General features: G+C 68.5%; 19 protein-coding genes. 12 read left to right on the top strand and 7 right to left on the bottom strand.

Annotated elements, in window-relative coordinates:
- Positions 1-303: integrase core domain-containing protein (locus tag BUB76_RS10905; protein ID WP_139250848.1), on the top strand; the 303-nt coding region annotated here is incomplete at its 5' end.
- Between the two features lie 445 nt (positions 304-748).
- Here BUB76_RS10905 and BUB76_RS10900 read toward each other — a convergent pair.
- The 3 genes from BUB76_RS10900 to BUB76_RS10890 are packed head-to-tail and all read right to left on the bottom strand — an operon-like array spanning position 749 to position 3,400.
- Positions 749-1,906: a C45 family autoproteolytic acyltransferase/hydrolase gene (locus tag BUB76_RS10900; protein WP_073128812.1), complete on the bottom strand. Its 1,158-nt coding sequence runs from the start codon at positions 1,904-1,906 to the stop codon at positions 749-751.
- Positions 1,903-2,967 carry an extracellular catalytic domain type 1 short-chain-length polyhydroxyalkanoate depolymerase gene (locus BUB76_RS10895; RefSeq protein ID WP_073128811.1) on the bottom strand — a complete coding sequence of 355 codons (1,065 nt, stop codon included), beginning with the start codon at positions 2,965-2,967 and terminating at the stop codon, positions 1,903-1,905. The genes BUB76_RS10900 and BUB76_RS10895 overlap by 4 nt, the downstream gene beginning before the upstream one ends.
- 22 nt (positions 2,968-2,989) lie before the next feature.
- Entirely contained in the window at positions 2,990-3,400 is a 411-nt protein-coding gene (locus tag BUB76_RS10890; RefSeq protein WP_091846142.1) for a ribbon-helix-helix domain-containing protein, read from the bottom strand.
- Between the two features lie 597 nt (positions 3,401-3,997).
- On the opposite strand from BUB76_RS10890, the gene BUB76_RS10885 reads away from it, so the two are divergent.
- The 5 genes from BUB76_RS10885 to BUB76_RS10865 all read left to right on the top strand — a co-directional run bounded on the left by BUB76_RS10885 (position 3,998) and on the right by BUB76_RS10865 (position 7,602).
- Entirely contained in the window at positions 3,998-4,969 is a 972-nt protein-coding gene (locus tag BUB76_RS10885) for a YVTN family beta-propeller repeat protein (protein WP_073128809.1), read from the top strand.
- A gap of 11 nt (positions 4,970-4,980) precedes the next feature.
- Positions 4,981-5,409 carry a hypothetical protein gene (locus BUB76_RS10880; protein ID WP_073128808.1) on the top strand — a complete coding sequence of 143 codons (429 nt, stop codon included), beginning with the start codon at positions 4,981-4,983 and terminating at the stop codon, positions 5,407-5,409.
- Positions 5,406-6,119 carry a lanthanide ABC transporter ATP-binding protein PedB/LutE gene (pedB, locus tag BUB76_RS10875; RefSeq protein WP_073128807.1) on the top strand — a complete coding sequence of 238 codons (714 nt, stop codon included), beginning with the start codon at positions 5,406-5,408 and terminating at the stop codon, positions 6,117-6,119. The genes BUB76_RS10880 and pedB overlap by 4 nt, the downstream gene beginning before the upstream one ends.
- Before the next feature lie 94 nt (positions 6,120-6,213).
- The gene (gene pedC, locus BUB76_RS10870) at positions 6,214-7,002 is read left to right on the top strand and encodes a lanthanide ABC transporter permease protein PedC (protein WP_073128806.1); all 789 of its coding nucleotides are present in this window, start codon (positions 6,214-6,216) and stop codon (positions 7,000-7,002) included.
- A gap of 60 nt (positions 7,003-7,062) precedes the next feature.
- Entirely contained in the window at positions 7,063-7,602 is a 540-nt protein-coding gene (locus BUB76_RS10865) for a tetratricopeptide repeat protein (RefSeq protein WP_073128805.1), read from the top strand.
- A gap of 36 nt (positions 7,603-7,638) precedes the next feature.
- Here BUB76_RS10865 and BUB76_RS10860 read toward each other — a convergent pair whose 3' ends face one another.
- Together BUB76_RS10860 and BUB76_RS10855 are read right to left on the bottom strand one after the other, a co-directional pair.
- Positions 7,639-8,307 carry an ABC transporter ATP-binding protein gene (locus tag BUB76_RS10860; RefSeq protein WP_236737902.1) on the bottom strand — a complete coding sequence of 223 codons (669 nt, stop codon included), beginning with the start codon at positions 8,305-8,307 and terminating at the stop codon, positions 7,639-7,641.
- Between the two features lie 11 nt (positions 8,308-8,318).
- A complete protein-coding gene (locus BUB76_RS10855; RefSeq protein WP_073128804.1) occupies positions 8,319-9,293 on the bottom strand; it encodes an ABC transporter substrate-binding protein in 975 nt (324 codons plus the stop codon).
- A 257-nt stretch (positions 9,294-9,550) separates the two neighbouring features.
- Here BUB76_RS10855 and BUB76_RS10850 point away from each other — a divergent pair, with 257 nt between their 5' ends.
- The 6 genes from BUB76_RS10850 to BUB76_RS10825 all read left to right on the top strand — a co-directional run bounded on the left by BUB76_RS10850 (position 9,551) and on the right by BUB76_RS10825 (position 16,664).
- Positions 9,551-11,320: a PQQ-dependent methanol/ethanol family dehydrogenase gene (locus BUB76_RS10850; RefSeq protein WP_073128803.1), complete on the top strand. Its 1,770-nt coding sequence runs from the start codon at positions 9,551-9,553 to the stop codon at positions 11,318-11,320.
- 215 nt (positions 11,321-11,535) lie between these two features.
- Positions 11,536-12,198: a response regulator gene (locus BUB76_RS10845; RefSeq protein WP_073128802.1), complete on the top strand. Its 663-nt coding sequence runs from the start codon at positions 11,536-11,538 to the stop codon at positions 12,196-12,198.
- Positions 12,199-12,289: 91 nt separating this feature from the next.
- Entirely contained in the window at positions 12,290-13,396 is a 1,107-nt protein-coding gene (locus BUB76_RS10840) for an FIST N-terminal domain-containing protein (protein WP_236737901.1), read from the top strand.
- Entirely contained in the window at positions 13,393-15,612 is a 2,220-nt protein-coding gene (locus BUB76_RS10835; RefSeq protein WP_073128801.1) for a hybrid sensor histidine kinase/response regulator, read from the top strand. Before BUB76_RS10840 ends, BUB76_RS10835 begins: the two co-directional genes overlap by 4 nt.
- Before the next feature lie 257 nt (positions 15,613-15,869).
- Positions 15,870-16,208, top strand: a complete 339-nt coding sequence (locus BUB76_RS10830; RefSeq protein WP_073128800.1) for a TfoX/Sxy family protein — start codon at positions 15,870-15,872, stop codon at positions 16,206-16,208.
- A gap of 21 nt (positions 16,209-16,229) precedes the next feature.
- A complete protein-coding gene (locus tag BUB76_RS10825; protein ID WP_073128799.1) occupies positions 16,230-16,664 on the top strand; it encodes a DUF4112 domain-containing protein in 435 nt (144 codons plus the stop codon).
- On the opposite strand, the gene ndk is transcribed toward BUB76_RS10825, so the two are convergent.
- A complete protein-coding gene (gene ndk / locus BUB76_RS10820; RefSeq protein WP_073128798.1) occupies positions 16,661-17,083 on the bottom strand; it encodes a nucleoside-diphosphate kinase in 423 nt (140 codons plus the stop codon). The genes BUB76_RS10825 and ndk overlap by 4 nt on opposite strands.
- Positions 17,084-17,369: 286 nt before the next feature.
- Positions 17,370-17,984 (bottom strand): glutathione S-transferase family protein, encoded by a 615-nt coding sequence (locus tag BUB76_RS10815; protein ID WP_073128797.1) that lies wholly within the window; start codon positions 17,982-17,984, stop codon positions 17,370-17,372.
- Positions 17,985-18,002 lie beyond the last annotated feature (18 nt).

Raw genomic sequence — 18,002 nt, 5'->3', positions numbered from 1 at the left:
TCCGACAACGGTGCCGAATTTGTTGCTCTGAAGGTCCGCGACTGGATCGGCGCCGTCGGTGCCAAGACCGCCTACATCGAGCCTGGCTCACCTTGGGAGAACGGCTACTGCGAAAGCTTCAACGCTCGATTCCGCAACGAGCTGCTCGACGGAGAGGTTTTCTATTCGCTCCGTGAGGCCCAGATCCTCATCGAGCGGTGGCGTCGCCACTACAATACCGTCCGGCCCCACAGCGCCTTGGGCTACAGGCCTCCGGCGCCGGAGAGCATCATAGCCGTCGACCGGCGACCAGCGATGCACTAACAATCAACCTGGACCACTCGGTTGGGGCAGCTCATCCGATCCCTTGTTCTTTCGGGAAATATAGATGCCGTGCGCGACGACGCCAACGAAGTAGAGGACGACGATCGCGTAATCCAGCCAACTGAGAGTGAAATTGGCTTCTTGCATGGTGGCCTATCGCAGACTTTCATCATTCAATGGGTCACCAACACAGCCTTGCAGGCGAGGTTCCGATGCGCGCGGGCCCCGGCAATGCCCGCCGCGATCTGAAAAAGCCTTAGTTGGCGGGCGTGAAAGAGTTTTTTTAACCACTTGGGCACGCAATTTGCACCGAAGTCGATGCAGGCCGCCCAAGACTGGAGGCGCGGTTCCGACGCCGATTGCCTGGTGTCCCGTCACGGTCGCGGCGCCGACGGATCCTGCCGTCGGCGCCGCCAGATTGGTGCAGATCACGCACCCATAGGGATCAGGAGCGGGCGGCGGGGTCGTCCCGGCGCATGACCGGCTCGCTCGCCGCAGCCGAAGCGTCCAGCGTGCCCTCCGGGGCATAGCGCCGGGCGAAGTCCATGCCGAAGGCGACCCAGTCGGATGGGGTGAACGCGGCCCAGTCCGACCAGTCCCAGCTTTCCACGGCATCGGCAGGCGCCCTGCCCGCACCGTAGGAAATCACCCGCTGGCCCTCGTCGAACGCATCGAGCGTCTGCTCCCACTCGTCCCGCGGCCAGAGCAGCCGCAGCGCGCGCCGCGACGGGTCGTATTCCGCCGTGAACAGCGTGCCGAACCCGCCCGCGTGGTTGGTCTGGTAAAGCGGCGCGTCGAGGAAGCGATCCGCCAGCGCAGCGGGCGCGATGTCGGCCGAGATCAGCGTCTCGACGTGATCGCGGCGCTCGACCGTCCGGGTAAAGGCCGGGCGATCCGCCGGATCGGTCCCGTGCTGGTGGTTGGTGGCGATAGCGGGCCCCATCTCGTGCAAGCCGCCGCCGGGGTAAAGCTCCACCGACGATACCCGCCCCGAGGCGTCCGCCAGAACGAGGTTGTAGGCCATGTGCGAGGGCAGCCTCTCCAATCGCCGCAGGGCCTCGCCCACCGTATCGCAGGTTTCGAGCAGGTAGCGCACGATATGCGTGATCCCGAAGCCGCGCCCGGTGGTGCCGCGGCCGCCATACGCCAGGGCGATGCACAGCCCCGCATCGTTGATCCCGTCCGACAGGCCCCACAGGAATTCGACCATGCCGACCACGGGCCGGCACCAGTCGCTGCGCAACATCAACCCTTCGTTCAGGTCGGGCGACAGGTCGTAGTTGCGCACCAGGCGCACCTCGCCCGCCCGCGACTGCGCCGCCAGCGTGCACCCGCCGAGATAGGCCGGCGGGCACCAGCCCGACAGGAACCGCGCGGCCCGGTCGCCGCCGCCGGCCAGGTCAGCAAGCCGCGCGTGGGTCTCGACCAACTCGGGCATGTGTCGCGCGAGCGCCGCCTCGCAGGCCGCGCGGTCGGGGCCGTCATCGCCGCCGCGGCCGGTGAACCAGGCCTCGTAGGCCGGCCACGACCAGTCCCAGCGTTCTTTCCATTTCGCGCCCGGTGTGGCCTCGGCCACCGCGTTGAAGGTCAGCGAACCGCTCATGCCCGCTCCTCCGGCTCCAGCGACAGGAAAAAGCGCATCATTTCCGCCGAGGCATCCGGGCCGGTCGGCGCGGTGTGGCTGCCCTCGGCAGATCCGCCCGACCAGGCATGGCCGAGGCCGGGGATGGCCCAATGCTCGGCCAGCAGCCGTCCCGAGGGATCGCGATGGACCGTCACCTTTGCGCCGTCATGGGGCGCATCGCTCTGGATGCTGGCCGCGCGGCCGAGGGCAGAGGCCATCACCGCATCGCCGTTCGCGGGCGCGACGGTCGTGTCGGAAAGCCCGTGGAACACGATGGTCCGCGCCGGGATCTCGGCCAGGGGACCGGCAGGCGTCGGCTGGCCCTGCATCGCGGCGAAGGCACCGGCGACATCGGACGCCGACCCCGGCGCCAGGCCGGAATGCACACCGACGGCCGCGAAGACCTCGGGGAAGACGCGGCCCAGGATCGCAGCCATCGCGCCCCCCGCCGACAGGCCGGTGGCGAAGATCCGACCGGCCGGCACGTTCAGCTCGGCCGCGACTTGCCCGGCCATCTCGGCCAGCAGGGCCGGCTCGCCCCCGGCGCGGGTCTGGTCCTCGGACCGGAACCAGTTCCAGCAGGCCATCTGGTTCGCGGCCCGCGTCTGCTCGGGGTAGACGACGACAAGGTTGTGCCGCTCGGCCAGCAGGTTCATGCGCGTGCCGGACGCGAAATCCTCGGCGGTCTGGGTGCAGCCATGCAGCATCATCACCAGGCCTTGCACCGGCTCGTCGCGCGGCGACGGCACGAACAGGCGATAGTCGCGGGCCCCGTGGGCCCCGGCGTGGTGCCGCGTCTCCCACGAGGCGCCGGTGGGCACCTCCGGCGCGCGGACGGGGGCCTGCCCGAAGGACCGCGCGACCCGCTTGCCGTTGAAGAGCGAGTCGATGGTCTGTCCCAGCGGGCGACGCACCCTGGGCGAAGGTTGAGGGGCCGCACCGCCCAGGGCCGCCTGGATCGTGGCGGTGGCCCCGGCGGGGTTTCCGGCGCGCGTCTGCTCGAGCGCCCGGCCCATAGCCGTCGCGAATTGATCGTTCATGTTGTTGGTCCTTGGTCGTCTGTCAGGTGATGCGGTCCGCGAGGGCCGCCTTGATGTCGCGGGACGCTTGCAGCGCGCCCAGCACGTGGATCGAGCCGATGGTGGCCCGGGCAAGCTCGACCGGCACGTCGTCGGCGATCCGCGCCAGCCCCACCACCCGGATGTCGAGCATTTCGCCCCGGTCCCGCGCCGCCTCCAGGTCGGCCCGCGTCAGATCCAGCAGCCCCAGCTCCAGCGTGTTGCGCCGGATGGACTGGCTGACCTGCTCCTGCTCGGTCGAGAGCTGGTTGCGGATCGCGGTGCGAATGAAATCGGTCCGGTTCGAGTAGAACCCGTCCCGCACGAGCAGATCGATGCGCCCCAGGTCCACGTGGCTGAGGTTTATCGTGATCTTTTCGCTGTCGGCCGGCTTGAGCTGGTGAACCTTGGGCATTCGTTTCTCCATCCACTTGGATGGTAATTAGATGGTGTCGGGCGCTGGCACAAGGGGCGTCGTTCCAACTCTGTCGTGACCCCACGACGATCGGGACCAAGGAACGCGGCGCTTGGGACGCCGTTCCATGGTGTAAGCCGCCCATTTGAAAAGGTGATTGCGCCGCGACGCCGTGGGATCGGCGATCAAGGTCTGCGCCAACCGATCCATCTCGGAACGCCCCGGGAACCGGTGCTGTCCCGCTGATCTCGCCTCCCGCCGACCGGGGCTCGACCGCCAGCAAACGTGTTCCCGCGCCGGAAGCCGCGCGACCCGGCCGGACACCCCGAACGAGCTCCGCGCAGATCAGAGCAGCAAGGACGCGGCCGGACCCTGCCGCCGTTCCTTCACATCGGCGACCGGAGGCAGGCGCGCCGTTCGCAGCGTCCGTCCATGTTCAACAACGACTTTGATCGCATCGACGGGAGCGTGAACGCCAACCTACCGTGGTCACGCAAAATGGATGACACGCCGCACCATGGTTGCACTGTGCGCCACGGGCGACGCAGGCCGGCCCGGGTGAGGACCGCATCCCGGCCCCAGGAGAGACACACGCCGATGATCCGAACCACCCTTGCCACCAGCGCGCTCGCCCTGGCCGTCGCCCTGCCCCTGCAGGCCGACGAGATCTGGGTGACGAACGAAGCGGATGACACGATCTCGGTGATCGACATCGAGACGCTCGAGGTCACGCGCACCATTCCCACCGGCGAACGCCCGCGCGGCATCACCTTCGCCAAGGATCACAGCGTGGTCTATATCTGCGCCTCCGACAGTGACGCCGTGCAGGTCATGGACCCGGAAACGGGCGAGATCCTGCACGACCTGCCCTCGGGCGAGGACCCCGAGCAGTTCGTGCTGCACCCCGACAACCGGCACCTTTACATCGCGAACGAGGATGACGCGATCACCACCGTGGTCGACACCGTCTCGCGCGAGGTCGTGGCCCAGATCGACGTCGGAATCGAGCCCGAGGGCATGGCCGTCAGCCCCGACGGCACCATCGCCATCACCACGTCCGAGACCACCAACATGGCGCACTGGATCGACACCGAGACGCAAGAGCTCTTCGCCAACACGCTGGTCGACAGCCGCCCCCGCCACGCCGAGTTCGTGAAGGACGGCACCGAGCTGTGGGTCAGCTCGGAGATCGGCGGAACCATAACGGTGTTCGACGTCGAAACGCAGTCCGAGAAGGCGAAGATCGACTTCGACCTGCCCAACATCCACCCCGACCGCGTGCAGCCCGTGGGGTTCGAGTTCACCAACGGGGACGAGATTGCCTTCGTCGCGCTGGGACCGTCGAACCACCTGGCCGTGGTCGATGCCGAAACCTACGAGGTCGAGAACTACATCCTCGTGGGCCGCCGGGTCTGGCACATGGCGTTCAACGCCGACCGCAGCAAGCTTTTCACCACCAACGGGCTGTCGGGCGACGTGACCGTCGTCGACGTGGCCTCGCGCACGGCCGAGAAAACGATCAAGGTGGGCCGCTTCCCCTGGGGTGCCGCCTTCCGCCCCACCAACTGAGAGGACCGCTCATGCTGTTTCGCGCCCTGCCCCTTGCCCTGGCGCTCGCCGCCGGACCCGCGATCGCCCACGACCTCGGCTTCGCCGGCCTCCTGAGCGCGGGCAACAAGGAGGACCTTCCCCCCCTGACGCTGGCCGCCGGCCAGCCCGTATCGGACGGTCCCCTGACGCTGCAATCCGGCACCTATTACGAGATCGAGATCGCGGCCGACGGCAGCCAGGAACTGGCGCTGGCCGGGGCCGCCTTCTTCCGCGCCATCTGGATCGACGAGATCGTCATCAACGGACTCGAGATCCGGCCGCTGGGGCTCGACTCGGTCGAATTTGACGAGACCGGGACCATGGAAATCGGCTTCATCGCCATCAAGCCGGGTCGCTACACCCTGGCCATCCCCGGCACCGAGGGCGAAACCCAGAGGGTCGAGATCACCATCCAATGAGCCTGTCGGTCGCGGATCTGAGCTTCTCGTACGGCGCGCGCCAGGCGCTCGACGCCGTGACCTTTGACATCGCCCCGGGCCGGTTCTGCGCCCTTCTGGGCCCGAACGGTGCGGGGAAATCCACGCTGTTCGGCCTGCTGACGCGGCTTTTCACCACCGCCGGCGGCCGGATCGCGGTGGCGGGTCACGACCTCGACACCGCGCCGCGCCGGGCGCTGGGGGCCATGGGCATCGTGTTCCAGCAGACGACGCTCGACCTGGACCTGACCGTGCGGCAGAACCTGCGCTATTTCGCGGCGCTGCACGGAATCTCGGGACGCGAGGCCGACACAAGGATCGACGCCGCGCTCGACCGGCTGGACATGCGCGCCCGGGCGGGCGAGCGGGCGCGGGCCCTCAACGGCGGCCATCGCCGCCGGGCCGAGATCGCCCGCGCCCTGGTCCACCGGCCCCGGACGCTGCTGCTGGACGAACCCACCGTGGGTCTCGATGCCGCCAGCCGCAGCGCCATCACCGACCATGTCCACGACCTCTGCGGCGACGGGTTGACCGTGCTCTGGGCCACCCACCTGACGGACGAGGTGCGCGCCGACGACCATCTCCTGATCCTGCACCAGGGGCGCATCCTGCGCGACGGCCGCGCAGCCGAAATCACCGCAGGATCAAACCTTTCCGACACGTTCCTCACCCTGACCAGGGTGGCCGCATGATCCGCGCCGCCCGCCCCTTCATCTTTCCCCAAATACCTCTCGGGGGGGCGCGCAGCGCGGGGGGCGAGCGGCCCCCCTCCACCGCCGGACACCCATGAGCTGGCTCACCGCCTTCAGGGCGATCGTCGCGCGCGAGGCCCTGCGCTTCGTCCACCAGCGCGAGCGGTTCCTCGCCGCGCTGGTGCGTCCACTCGTGTGGCTGCTGGTCTTCGCGGCCGGGTTCCGCGCCGCACTGGGGCTCAGCATCATCCCGCCCTACCAGACCTACATCACCTACGAGACCTATATCGTGCCGGGCCTATGCGGCATGATCCTGCTGTTCAACGGGATGCAGAGCGCGCTGAGCCTCGTCTACGACCGCGAGATGGGGTCCATGCGACTGTTGCTGACCGCGCCGCTGCCGCGCTGGTGGCTCTTGCTGTCGAAGCTGGCGGGCGCCACGGCGATCTCGATCCTGCAGGTCTATGCCTTCCTTGCCATCGCCGCGCTGTTCGGCATCACCGTGCCGGGCTGGGGCTATGTCACGGTGCTGCCCGCGCTGGCGCTGGCGGGGTTGATGCTGGGCGCGCTGGGGCTGGCCTTGTCGTCCTTCATCCGCCAGCTCGAGAATTTCGCGGGCGTGATGAACTTCGTGATCTTCCCGATGTTCTTTCTCAGCTCCGCCCTCTATCCCCTTTGGAAGATGGCGGAATCCTCCGAACTCCTGCACGACATCTGCGCGGTGAACCCCTTCACCCACGCGGTCGAGCTGATCCGCTTCGCGCTGTATCTGCGGCTCGAGCCCTGGGCGCTGCTTTGGGTCACGCTGGCCACGCTGGCCTTCGGGGCCCTGGCGATCTGGGGATACGACCCGGCCCGCGGCCTGATCCGCAAGCGCGCCTGATCCCGGTCTACGACCATGGCGCGATGGGTGCGCCGGGACGATCGTGCTAGGTGTGGACCCATGAAACAGATCCTCTCCTGCACCATCGCCTGCCTGATCGCCTTGCCCGCCCTGGCCGAGGATGATCCGCTGGGGACCCTCAACCCCGACGAGATGACGTGGCAATCCTTGCGCGACCGCGCGGCGCGCGGCGAGACCTCGATGACCCTGTGCGCGTCGGGCTACATGATGACGAAGTCCGGCGACCACGCCACGGCCCGCGCGATCTTCGAACGCTGCGCCGAGGCGGGCTATACCGGCGCGATGACGTGGATGAGCCAGCTGGACAACAACGGGCTGGGCGGCGACTACGACCCCGACGCCAGTGCCGCGTGGGACCGGCGGGCCGCCGACCTAAGCGACCCGGTGGGCAAGTTCAACCACGGCATGAACCTGCTGCGCGGCCACGGCATCGCCAAGGACGCCGAGGAAGGCCGCCGCATGGTCGATGCCGCCGCGCGCGACGGTCTGGACATCGCCAAGCGCCTTCAGGCGGCGGATTACGACCCGAACGCGGTCACGCCGGACGCGGACGAGTGGCGGTTCGCGCCGCTGTTCTGAGCCGCCGCAACGGCACAGGCGGGAGCGATCCGCAGGTCAGCAGTATCCCACCCCCTTGGGTCCGGCCCGGTTGGGCGCGTCGTTGACCACCGTCGCAGGCGGCCCGCCCAGCGTGACGATCCGGCTGGCCAGACGCGCCGCCTCGTCCCGCACGTGGGTCACGAACAGCGTGGTGGCCTGAGTCTCGGCGCGCAGGCGCAGGAACAGGCCCATCATCTCGTCCACCAGTCCGGGATCGAGCGACACGAAGGGTTCGTCCATCAGCAACAGCTCGGGCCGCGTAGCAAAGGCCCGGGCCAGCGCCATGCGCCGTTGCTGTCCCAGCGACAACTGGCCGGGAAAGGCATCACCGCGCCCGCCCAGCCCGATTTCGGCGAGCAGCCTGTCGGCCGCGCCCGCATCAATCCCGGTCGTGACCCGCAGGTTGTCGGTCAGCGTGCGCCAGGGCAGCAAGGTGGGCTCCTGGAAGATCATCGCGGTCCGCGCGGGGGCGTCGATATGCCCCTCGGCCCCGCGTTGCAGCCCGGCCACGGCGCGCAGCAGCGTCGTCTTGCCGATGCCCGAGGGGCCGACCAGCGCCACCGTCTCGCCGCGCTTAACCCGCAGCTCCATCGCGCCCAGGACGGGCCGCCCGTCCAGCTGCAATCCGTTGATCCGGATATGCAGAACCGGGCGATCGGAACCGCCCGGTCTGAGTTGGGTCACGGTGGCCGACATCAGCTGCCGGGTTGCAGGAACGTGCCCTCGGGCAGCTCGGTCGCCTCGCCCACCAGCTCGTCCCCGCCAAGCTCGGCCATCAGCGACAGCATGCGCGTGGCCGCGGCCTCGTCCACCGGACCCTCGGCCGGAATACCCGCGCGAAAGCCCTGGACCAGTGCCGCGAATTCGGCGTCGTTGTCGGCATTCATGCGGTCGCGCAGCCGGTCCCACGCGCTGTCGTCGGTGCCCAGCAGGTCCTTCGCGGCGCGCGACGCGGCGGCCAGGCCCCGCACCACCTCGGGCGAGTCGCGCAGCATCTCGCCCTTCACCACGTAGCCCAGAAGCGGCGTGTCGGGGTCGAGCCCAAGGGCCGTGGCCGCGTCGCTGATATCGATCAGCTTGCGCATGCCGGCGGCTTCCATCTTGGCCATGAAGTGCCAGTAATTGATGGCGCCATCCAGGTCGCCGCCCGTCGCCGTCTTGTAGATGAGCGGGGGCGCGCCGTAGACCTGCTCGGTCTCGCCGGACAGGTCCATGCCCAGCTCGGACCGCGCGTAGGCCTGGAGGATCAACCAGGACTTGTCCAACGGGCCGCCCGCGATCCCGATCTTGCCACCGGCGAGATCCGCCAGCGTCATGGCGTCCGAGCCTTCCGGGACAAGCACGCCGCCCACGGCCTTGGAATACGGAATGAAAACGTAGTCGCGGCCCGCCGCGCGCTGCCGCGCCACCCAGAGCCAGTCGGACACGATCACGTCGGTCTCGCCGCCCTGGAACGCGATCTCGCCCGCCGAGCCTGACGCGACGCCCTGCACGTCGAGCGTGAAGCCCTGCTCGGCGTCCAGACCGTAGTGCTGGATCGTGTCGAGTTCCCAGTTGACGGTGCCGAACTTCAGGACCGCGGCGCGCAATGTCGGCGTCTCGGCCCATGCCGCGACCGTGCCGAGGGCGCCCGCCAGAACGGCGGCGCCGAATGCCTTGATGACTCCCATGATCTCCTCCCAGGGTGGCTGTCGCGACGATACCAGCGGGCGCCGGCATCCATATACGACCAAAGGCGAAACGCACCGGCGGCGCGCGGCCAAACCACTGACCGCAAGAAGAAATTCCGGGCCAACCGCGCGCCTGCCCAGGGTCGTACGACCATTGTTCAATATGTGTGGCCTAGGGGCCTGCCGATGATCGAGCCGACTGCGAGCGTGTCCGGACCGGGATGCGTCTGCGTCCCAAACGATCAGGGAGGACACCAATGAATCGTTTCGTTACCATCGTCGCCGCGGGCCTTCTGGCCACCGGCGTCGCGCACGCCCAGGGCGTGACCGAAGAGATGCTGGCGGGCGACGCCGCCTCGGGCGGCGACGTGCTGACCAACGGCATGGGCCGTGACCTGCAGCGCTATTCGCCGCTGGACATGCTCAACAAGGACAACGTGGCCAACCTCGTGCCCGCCTACGCCTTCAGCCTGGGCGGCGAGAAGCAGCGCGGCCAGGAAACCCAGCCGCTGATCCATGACGGGATCATGTACATCACCGGCTCCTACTCGCGCCTCTACGCCATCGACGCCAAGACCGGCGAGGAGATCTGGCAGTACGACGCGCGCCTGCCCGAGGGCATCCTGCCCTGCTGCGACGTGGTGAACCGCGGCGCCGCCATCTGGAACGACAAGATCATCTTCGGCACGCTGGATGCGCGCCTGGTGGCGCTGGACCTGAAGACCGGCGACGTGGTGTGGCGCGACAAGATCGCCGACTACAAGGCCGGCTATTCCTACACCGCCGCGCCCCTGATCGTGGACGGGCTGGTGGTGACCGGCAACTCGGGCGGTGAGTTCGGCATCGTCGGCGAAGTGCAGGCCCGCGACGCCGACACCGGCGAGATGGTCTGGACCCGCCCCGTGATCGAGGGCCACATGGGCACCCTCAACGGCGAAGAATCGACCATGACGGGCGAGCTGAACGCCACCTGGCCGGGCGACATGTGGAAGACGGGCGGCGGCGCCACCTGGTTGGGCGGCTCGTACGATGCGCGCACCAACACGCTGATCTTCGGCACCGGCAACCCCGCGCCGTGGAACAGCCACCTGCGCGGCGCCGGCCAGCCCACCGAGGGGAACACCGGCGACAACCTCTATGCCGCCTCGCGGCTGGGCATCGACCCCGACACCGGCGAGATCAAGTGGCACTTCCAGACCACTCCGCGCGAGGGCTGGGACTATGACGGCGTGAACGAGGTCGTCGCCTTCCAGGACGCCGAGGGCAATGACCGCCTGGCCACTGCCGACCGCAACGGGTTCTTCTACGTTCTGAACGCCGAGGACGGCGCCTTCGTCTCGGCCGCGCCCTTCGTGAAGGACATCACCTGGGCCGAGGGCATCGACGACACCGGCCGCCCGATCTTCAACGAGGAAAACCGCCCCGGCGACCCGTCCGAGGCCGCCGACGGCGCCAAGGGCGAGATCGTGTTCTCGTCGCCCTCGTTCCTGGGCGGCAAGAACTGGATGCCCATGGCGCATTCGCCGAAGACGGGCCTGTTCTACGTGCCCTCGAACGAGTGGGGCATGGATATCTGGAACGAGCCCATCAGCTACAAGAAGGGCGCGGCCTACCTCGGCTCGGGCTTCACCATCAAGCCCAACTACGAGGACCATATCGGGTCGCTCAAGGCCATCGATCCCAATACCGGCGAATGGGTCTGGGAAGCCAAGAACGACGCGCCTCTCTGGGGTGGCGTGATGGCGACCGCGGGCGGCCTTGTCTTCACCGGCACCCCCGAAGGCCGCTTCGTCGCCTATGACGACGAGACCGGCGAAGAACTGTGGTCGTTCCAGACCGGCTCGGGCATCGTCGGCCAGCCCGTCACCTGGGAGCAGGACGGCGAGCAGTACGTGACCGTGATCTCGGGCTGGGGCGGCGCGGTGCCGCTCTGGGGCGGCGAAGTCGCCAAGAAGGTCAACTACCTCAACCAGGGTGGTCTTCTCTGGACCTTCAAGCTGCCCAAGCAGCTGGCCTCGGCCGAATAAGACAAGCGGCCGGGCCGCAAGGCCCGGTCCAACGATCCCAAGGGGCGGTGCGTCGCGGAACGCATCGCCCCTTTCCTTTTCGCACGGCGTGCGCGCGGCGGTGCCGGGATTGCCCTATCGACCTTTTGACAGGTGCATCCGGCGCCAAGCCGGCCTAGCGTGAAATCATGCAAGCACCATCCCACCACACCCGATCCGACGAGACCGCCCCGCGGATGGACGCGTCGGGCTGGGCGCTGGTCATCGACGATCACCCGCTGTTTTGCGACGCGCTCGAGCTGACCTTGCGCAACGTCGCGTCGTTCAAGGCGGTCGCGACCACCGACAGCCTGAAATCGGGGCTGGAGATCATCGCCGAGGACGGGGCACCCGACCTCGTCGTGCTGGACCTGAACCTGCCGGACGTGACCGGCATGGACGGCCTGATCCGCATCCGCAACAGCGCGCCCGGCACGCCGGTGATCGTGGTGTCCTCGATGACGGAAAACGCCATCATCTCGGCCGCCGTCCAGGCCGGCGCGGCGGGCTACGTGCCCAAGCATTCGCCCCACGTGGAATTCCGCAACGCGCTGGATGCCATCGCCGAGGGCCGGACCTACCTGCCCGACCATTTCGTCGCCTGCCCCCAGCCCGAGGGGCGCGCCGACGCGGTGACGCGCCTGGGCTCGCTGACCGCGCAGCAGGCCCGCATCCTCGAGCTGATCTGCGACGGCAAGCTGAACAAGCAGATCGCCTATGACCTGTCCATCGCCGAGACCACGGTGAAGGCCCACGTCACGGCGATCATGCGTAAGCTTGGCGTGCAGAGCCGCACCCAGGCCGTGCTGGTGGCGCAGCAGGCCAAGTTCGCCTCGATCTTGCCAAACGCGGACGGCTGATCCACCCTTTCGCGCGGGAGGACGACACATCGACGCGACGGCTTCGATCCAGCGCGACGGCGCGCCCCAGCGGCTGATCCCGTCTTGCGCGGTGCCCGCGCGGGCGCCGGATGTCGTTGACCAGGTCGCGCAGCAGCTGTCGGACCAGGATATCGACACGCTGTACCTGTTCGCCTCGCCCGCAAGCGACTTCGACACGCTGACGCGGCAGGCCGCCGAGAGGTTTCCCAACAGCAATACCATCCTCGTGACGACGGCGGGCGAGATCGGCCCCAACGGATATTGCGAGGACACGGTGCTGGCGACCGCCCTGCCCCGCGCCCGCTTCCGCGTGACGCCCTTCGTCATCGCGCCGCTGACCGATCTGGACAGCACCTACCTGTCGGACCGGATCGTGCAGGCACGGATGCAGCTCAACGCGGATGTGCCCGAGATGCCCGGCGGGTTCGGCTTCCTGCTGGTCGACGGGCTGTCGCTGCAGGAAGACCGGCTGCTTTCGGCGATCGCGCCCGGGATGGGCGCCCTGCCCCTGTTCGGCGGGTCGGCGGGCGACGGGCAGTCGTTCCGCAAGACCCGGCTGGGTCTCAACGGCGATGTGCTGGAAAACGCGGCGATCCTGTCTCTGGTGGCGACCGATTGCGAGACGCATGTCTTCAGCCTGAACAACCTGCACCCGACCGAGACCCGGCTGGTGGTGACCGGGGCGGTGCCCGAGCGGCGGCTGGTCACGCATATCAACGGCGCGCCCGCCGCGCGCGAATACGCGCGGCTGATCGGCAAGGACCCCGAACAGCTGAACGAATTCACCTTCGCCGCGCACCCGGTGGTGGTGCGGCTGGGCGACCAGCATCACGTCCGGGCCATCCAGCGGGTGAACGAGCGGGGCGAGCTTGTGTTCTTCTCGGCGATCGAAACCGGGATGGTCCTGCGCGTGGCGCGGGCCGACGACCTGTCGGGCCACCTGGACCGCGCGCTGGAGGAGATCGCGCGCGACCGCGGCCCCACCGATATCCTCGCCTGCGACTGCATCCTGCGCCGCATCGCCGCCGAGCAGGGCCAGAGCGCGCGCGCGGTGTCGGACGTTCTGTCGCGCAACAATGTGGTGGGCTTTTCCACCTACGGCGAGCAGATTGGCCCGATGCACGTGAACCAGACGATGACCGGCGTCGCCCTGTCGCTGCCCCGGACCCGCCCATGACCGCCAGCCAACTGATCGACCCCGCCGACAGCCTCGAAGACCAGAACGCCCGCCTCATCGCCATTTCCGAGGCGCTGATGGCGAAAATCGAGCAGAGCAGCGATCCATCGGGCCTCGCCTACGCCCAGTTCGAGCGTGCGGCCATTCTCGAGGGCGAGGTGCGCCAGCGCACCGTGGACCTGGAACGCGCGCTGGAGCTTCTGCACAAGACCAACGAAAGGCTGGGCGCCGCCAACCGCGCCGCCGAGGCCGCGCGCGCCAACCTGGCCGAGGCGGTGGAATCGATCAACGAGGGGTTCGCCCTATTCGACGAGGACGACCGGCTGGTCATGTCGAACTCGCGGTTCTGCCGCGATCTGGCGGACGTGGTCCCCGACATCGAGCCGGGCCTGTCGTTCCATCACTATGTCGAGCTGATCAGCCAGTCGATCTACCTGGCCTTGCCCGACGGGGTCACAAAGGGCGAGTGGCGCGACCGCCGGATGCAGCGCCACAAGGACGATCGGGTGATCTTCAACGTGCGCCTCACGCGCGACCGCTGGTTGCAGGTGGGCGAACACCGGACCGCGACCGGCGGCACGGTGATTCTGCAGACCGACGTTAGCGACATCATCCGCGCCGAGCGTGAGAAACGCGACCGGCTGATGGACCGGCAGGCGCAGATGGTGCGCGCCACGCTCGATCACCTGAACCAGGGCGTCTGCATCTTCGACAACGACCTGCGGCTGGTGGGCTGGAACACGGGGATGGAGGCGTTGCTGGACCGCCCGATCCACGGCCAGCTCGTGGGCATCACCTTCGACGCGCTGATCGCGCGGCTGAACGACGAGATCACCTTTTCCGAGCACTTCACCCGCGACCACCTGCTGGCCTGGGCGCACCGGCGCCGGGCACGCCGCCCGATCACCTTCGAGGTGACCCGCAGGCCCGCCCAGATCCTGAGCGTCTTCGCGCAGGAAATGCCCGACCGGGGCTTCGTCATCAGCTTCACCGATGTCACCACCGAACGCGAGGCCGCGCGCGCCCTGCGCGAGATGAACGAGACGCTGGAAGCCCGCGTCGCCGACCGGACCGAGAAGCTGGGTCATGCCCTGGACGAGGCGCGGCGCGCCAACGCGTCCAAGACCCGCTTCGTGGCCGCCGCCAGTCACGACCTGCTGCAACCCCTGTCGGCCGCGAAGCTGTTCGTGTCCTTCCTGTCGGACCGGGCGACCGACGACCTGTCGCGCGCCACCGCCGACAAGGCGGTGTCGGCGCTGGCCTCGGTCGAGCACATCATCGAGGCGCTTCTGGATATCTCGAAGCTCGACTCGGGCCAGGCGATCATGAACGTGCAGGACGTGCCGCTGAACGAGATCCTGTCATCGCTCAGGACCGAACTTACCCCCATGGCCGAGGCCGAGGGCCTGTCGCTGCACATCCGGGACACCGACCACATCGTGCGGTCCGACCCGGTGTTCCTGCGCCGGATCCTGCAGAACCTGGTGACCAACGCGATCCGCTATACCGACACGGGCCGCGTCGTGGTCGGCGTCCGCCGGCGGGGCGACGCGGCGCGGGTCGAGGTTTGGGACACCGGTCCCGGCATCGCGCCCGAGGACCAGAAGACGATTTTCCAGGAATTCAAGCAGCTGGGCCCTTACATGTCCGGCTCGAAGGGGCTGGGTCTTGGGCTCGCCATCGTCGACCTGGCCTGCGCGTCGCTGGGCCACGACCTCACCCTGCGATCCGAGCCGGGGCGCGGGTCTTGCTTCGCCGTCACCGTCACCCGCAGCAGTCTGGCGCAGCGTGGCCCGACCCCGCGGCGCAGCGAGGGGCGCGAGGCGCGGCCGCGCGCGGAAGGTTTGGTGGTGCTGCTGGTCGAGAACGACGAGGAACTGGCCAGCGCGCTGAGCCTCACGATCGAGGAATGGGGCTCGCACGTGGTCCACGCCCAGACCGCCGAGCAGGCGCTGGCCCTGCTGGACGAGATCGACATCGCCCCCGACAGGCTGCTGCTGGACCACCAGCTTGGCCCCGGGATGACGGGACTGGAGCTCTACAAGCAGCTGCGGGCTCAGTTCGGCGCCCTGCCCGCGCGCATCATCACGGCGAACCGCGACCGGGCGCTGGCCGAGAAATGCCGCCGCGCGGGCGTGGACCTGGTGCCGAAGCCGCTGGAGGCCGCGAGCCTGATCGCGCTGATCGACGACGAGGGCCCTGCGGCAGATCGGTGACAATTGCCGAACAATCCGCGCCCACGGCACCCATCGGCCCGGGAATCGCCGCAATCCGCACCCACCGTCGGACCCGCACCATTGACAGGAGCGATCCGATGAACGTCCAAGCCAACCCGCAACCGACCCCTCAGCCGGTCCGCAAACCCGGTGTTCCCGCGCCGCAGAAGCCCGCCACCTTCAAGGACTGGGCCGCAATCTGAGCCACCCGCGCAAGGCGGCTTGACCCGCATCGCGGTCCGTGGACAGCATCGGCCATGGGCACGCCGATCTCGACCTTGCGCAACATGGGCCCCGCCATGGAGGCGGCTTTTGCCCGCGCGGGCATCGACAGCGCCGAGGCGCTGCGCGAACTGGGCACCGACGCGGCCTATGCCAGGCTGCTGGCCAGCGGAGAACGCCCGCATTTCATCCCCTTCTACGTGATCGAGATGGCGCTACAGGGCCGTCCCTGGAACGATTGCACCACGGACGAGAAGGCCGCGCTGCGATTGCGGTTCGACCGGATCAAGGCGTCTGCCGCACCGCCGCCGCGCTCCGAGCTCGAGGCGTTCCTGGACAGGATCGGCGTGCGCGACCCGCGCGGAACCGGCTGACCGGGCGCGGGTTGGGATCGCATGAACACTTTGCCCGATTTCGACCGTCTCGCCCGCCTCGAACGCCTTGCCGCGCGCATGGACACGGCCTTCGGCATTCCCGGCACGCGCTATCGCATCGGCTGGGATACGCTGCTGGGCCTCGTCCCCGGTGTGGGCGACGCGCTGGCGCTGACCCCCGCGGCCTACATCGTGCTGGAAAGTCACCGGATGGGCCTGCCGCGCCACAAGCTGGTCCGCCAAGGCGTGAATTGCGCAGTGGACTTCGCCGTCGGGTCGGTCCCGATCCTCGGCGACCTGTTCGATGCCGGCTTCAAGGCCAACCGCCGCAACGTGGCGATCCTGCGCGAGGATCTCGAACGGCGCGCGGCGGCCGCCACCCCGACGCAAAAGGCCCCCGCCAAGGGCGAGGGCCATCTGTCTTCACATCACCCGGGATTGGGCGGCGGGGCTTAGCCCACCAGCTCGAGGCCGGAGAAGAAGAACGAGATTTCTTCCTTGGCGGTCTCGGGCGCGTCCGACCCGTGAACCGAGTTCTCGCCGACCGACTCGGCGAACTCGGCGCGGATGGTGCCGGCCTCGGCCTCGGCGGGGTTCGTGGCGCCCATCACTTCGCGGTTCTTCGCGATGGCGCTTTCGCCTTCCAGCACCTGCACGACGACAGGCTCGGACGCCATGAAGGTGGTCAGTTCGTCGAAGAAGGGCCGTTCGGCGTGGACCTTGTAGAATTCGCCCGCCTGGGCCTTGGTCAGCTGGATCCGCTTCTGCGCGATGATGCGCAGGCCCGCATCCTCGAATTTCGCGTTGATCTTGCCGGTCAGGTTGCGGCGGGTCGCGTCGGGCTTGATGATCGACAGCGTGCGTTCGGTGGCCATGGGTGCCTCATTTTTCAGCGTAGGCAGGCCCAATGCCCGCCCGAATATTGCGCGTCCCGATACCATGCACCCCAACCGTTGAAAACCCATTCGCGGGGAGACGGCGCCAGGGGCTTTTCCGGCCTTGGGCCAGAATGCCCGACACCTTCGCCCGGTCACGTCACGGGGCAGGAAGGCAAGGCCATGCTGGCGCTCACTCGCGCCGTCCTGTTGGGCGGCCCGGGGCGCCGGGATCGGGTCCGGCGCCCCCGGGCGCCATTCGCTTCGGCGCGTCGACCTGGGCCGCTCAGCCGTCGGGCATGATCGGCCCGGTGGCCTTTATCGCGCGCTCCACCGCCGGGCGCGCCAGCAGGCGATCGAGGTAGTCCGCCGCCGCGCCGTCGCCCAGCACGCCGGCGTACCGCGCCATGGCCAGGGCGTAGAGCATCTGCATGTCCGCGAGCGTCAGCTCATCCCCCAGCAGGAAATCGCGCTTGGCCAGGTGGCCTTTCAGGTATCCCATGTGCAGGTCGATCTGGCCTTGCGACTTGGCGTCGATCTCGCTGTCGTTGCGCCGCGCCCAGAAGGCGGCGCTGATCGGCCGCATGAGGGTGCCCTCGACGTAGTCCAGCCACTCGTCGTGGCGCGCCCAGGCATCCCGGTCGCCTTCGGGCACGAAACGGCCGTCGCCGTGGCGTCGCTGGACATGGCGCAGGATCGCGGCCGACTCGCCCAGCACGAGGTCGCCATCCACGATCACCGGCGCCTTGCCCAAGGGGTGGATTTGCCGCAGGCCCGGCGGCGCCTGGTAGGACTCGGTCCGCTCGTAGCGCACGATCTTGTAGGGGACCGACAGTTCCTCCATCAGCCAGGCTATGCGGACGGCCCGCGAATATTGCAGCGAATGCAGGGTGATGGTCATGTATTCCTCCGCTTGGTC

It is taken from the genome of Palleronia salina (assembly GCF_900141995.1).
Lineage (GTDB): Bacteria > Pseudomonadota > Alphaproteobacteria > Rhodobacterales > Rhodobacteraceae > Palleronia > Palleronia salina.
Note: the sequence above shows the minus strand (reverse complement) of the source record. Positions and strands in the feature narration are given on the sequence as shown.

Excerpts from the sequence above, each read along its gene's own strand:
- BUB76_RS10900 (WP_073128812.1), bottom strand. The coding sequence starts at position 1,906 with ATGAGCGGTTCGCTGACCTTCAACGCGGTGGCCGAGGCCACACCGGGC.
- BUB76_RS10895 (WP_073128811.1), bottom strand. The coding sequence starts at position 2,967 with ATGAACGATCAATTCGCGACGGCTATGGGCCGGGCGCTCGAGCAGACG.
- BUB76_RS10890 (WP_091846142.1), bottom strand. The coding sequence starts at position 3,400 with ATGCCCAAGGTTCACCAGCTCAAGCCGGCCGACAGCGAAAAGATCACG.
- BUB76_RS10885 (WP_073128809.1), top strand. The coding sequence starts at position 3,998 with ATGATCCGAACCACCCTTGCCACCAGCGCGCTCGCCCTGGCCGTCGCC.
- BUB76_RS10880 (WP_073128808.1), top strand. The coding sequence starts at position 4,981 with ATGCTGTTTCGCGCCCTGCCCCTTGCCCTGGCGCTCGCCGCCGGACCC.
- pedB (WP_073128807.1), top strand. The coding sequence starts at position 5,406 with ATGAGCCTGTCGGTCGCGGATCTGAGCTTCTCGTACGGCGCGCGCCAG.
- pedC (WP_073128806.1), top strand. The coding sequence starts at position 6,214 with ATGAGCTGGCTCACCGCCTTCAGGGCGATCGTCGCGCGCGAGGCCCTG.
- BUB76_RS10865 (WP_073128805.1), top strand. The coding sequence starts at position 7,063 with ATGAAACAGATCCTCTCCTGCACCATCGCCTGCCTGATCGCCTTGCCC.
- BUB76_RS10855 (WP_073128804.1), bottom strand. The coding sequence starts at position 9,293 with ATGGGAGTCATCAAGGCATTCGGCGCCGCCGTTCTGGCGGGCGCCCTC.
- BUB76_RS10850 (WP_073128803.1), top strand. The coding sequence starts at position 9,551 with ATGAATCGTTTCGTTACCATCGTCGCCGCGGGCCTTCTGGCCACCGGC.
- BUB76_RS10845 (WP_073128802.1), top strand. The coding sequence starts at position 11,536 with ATGGACGCGTCGGGCTGGGCGCTGGTCATCGACGATCACCCGCTGTTT.
- BUB76_RS10835 (WP_073128801.1), top strand. The coding sequence starts at position 13,393 with ATGACCGCCAGCCAACTGATCGACCCCGCCGACAGCCTCGAAGACCAG.
- BUB76_RS10830 (WP_073128800.1), top strand. The coding sequence starts at position 15,870 with ATGGGCACGCCGATCTCGACCTTGCGCAACATGGGCCCCGCCATGGAG.
- BUB76_RS10825 (WP_073128799.1), top strand. The coding sequence starts at position 16,230 with ATGAACACTTTGCCCGATTTCGACCGTCTCGCCCGCCTCGAACGCCTT.
- ndk (WP_073128798.1), bottom strand. The coding sequence starts at position 17,083 with ATGGCCACCGAACGCACGCTGTCGATCATCAAGCCCGACGCGACCCGC.
- BUB76_RS10815 (WP_073128797.1), bottom strand. The coding sequence starts at position 17,984 with ATGACCATCACCCTGCATTCGCTGCAATATTCGCGGGCCGTCCGCATA.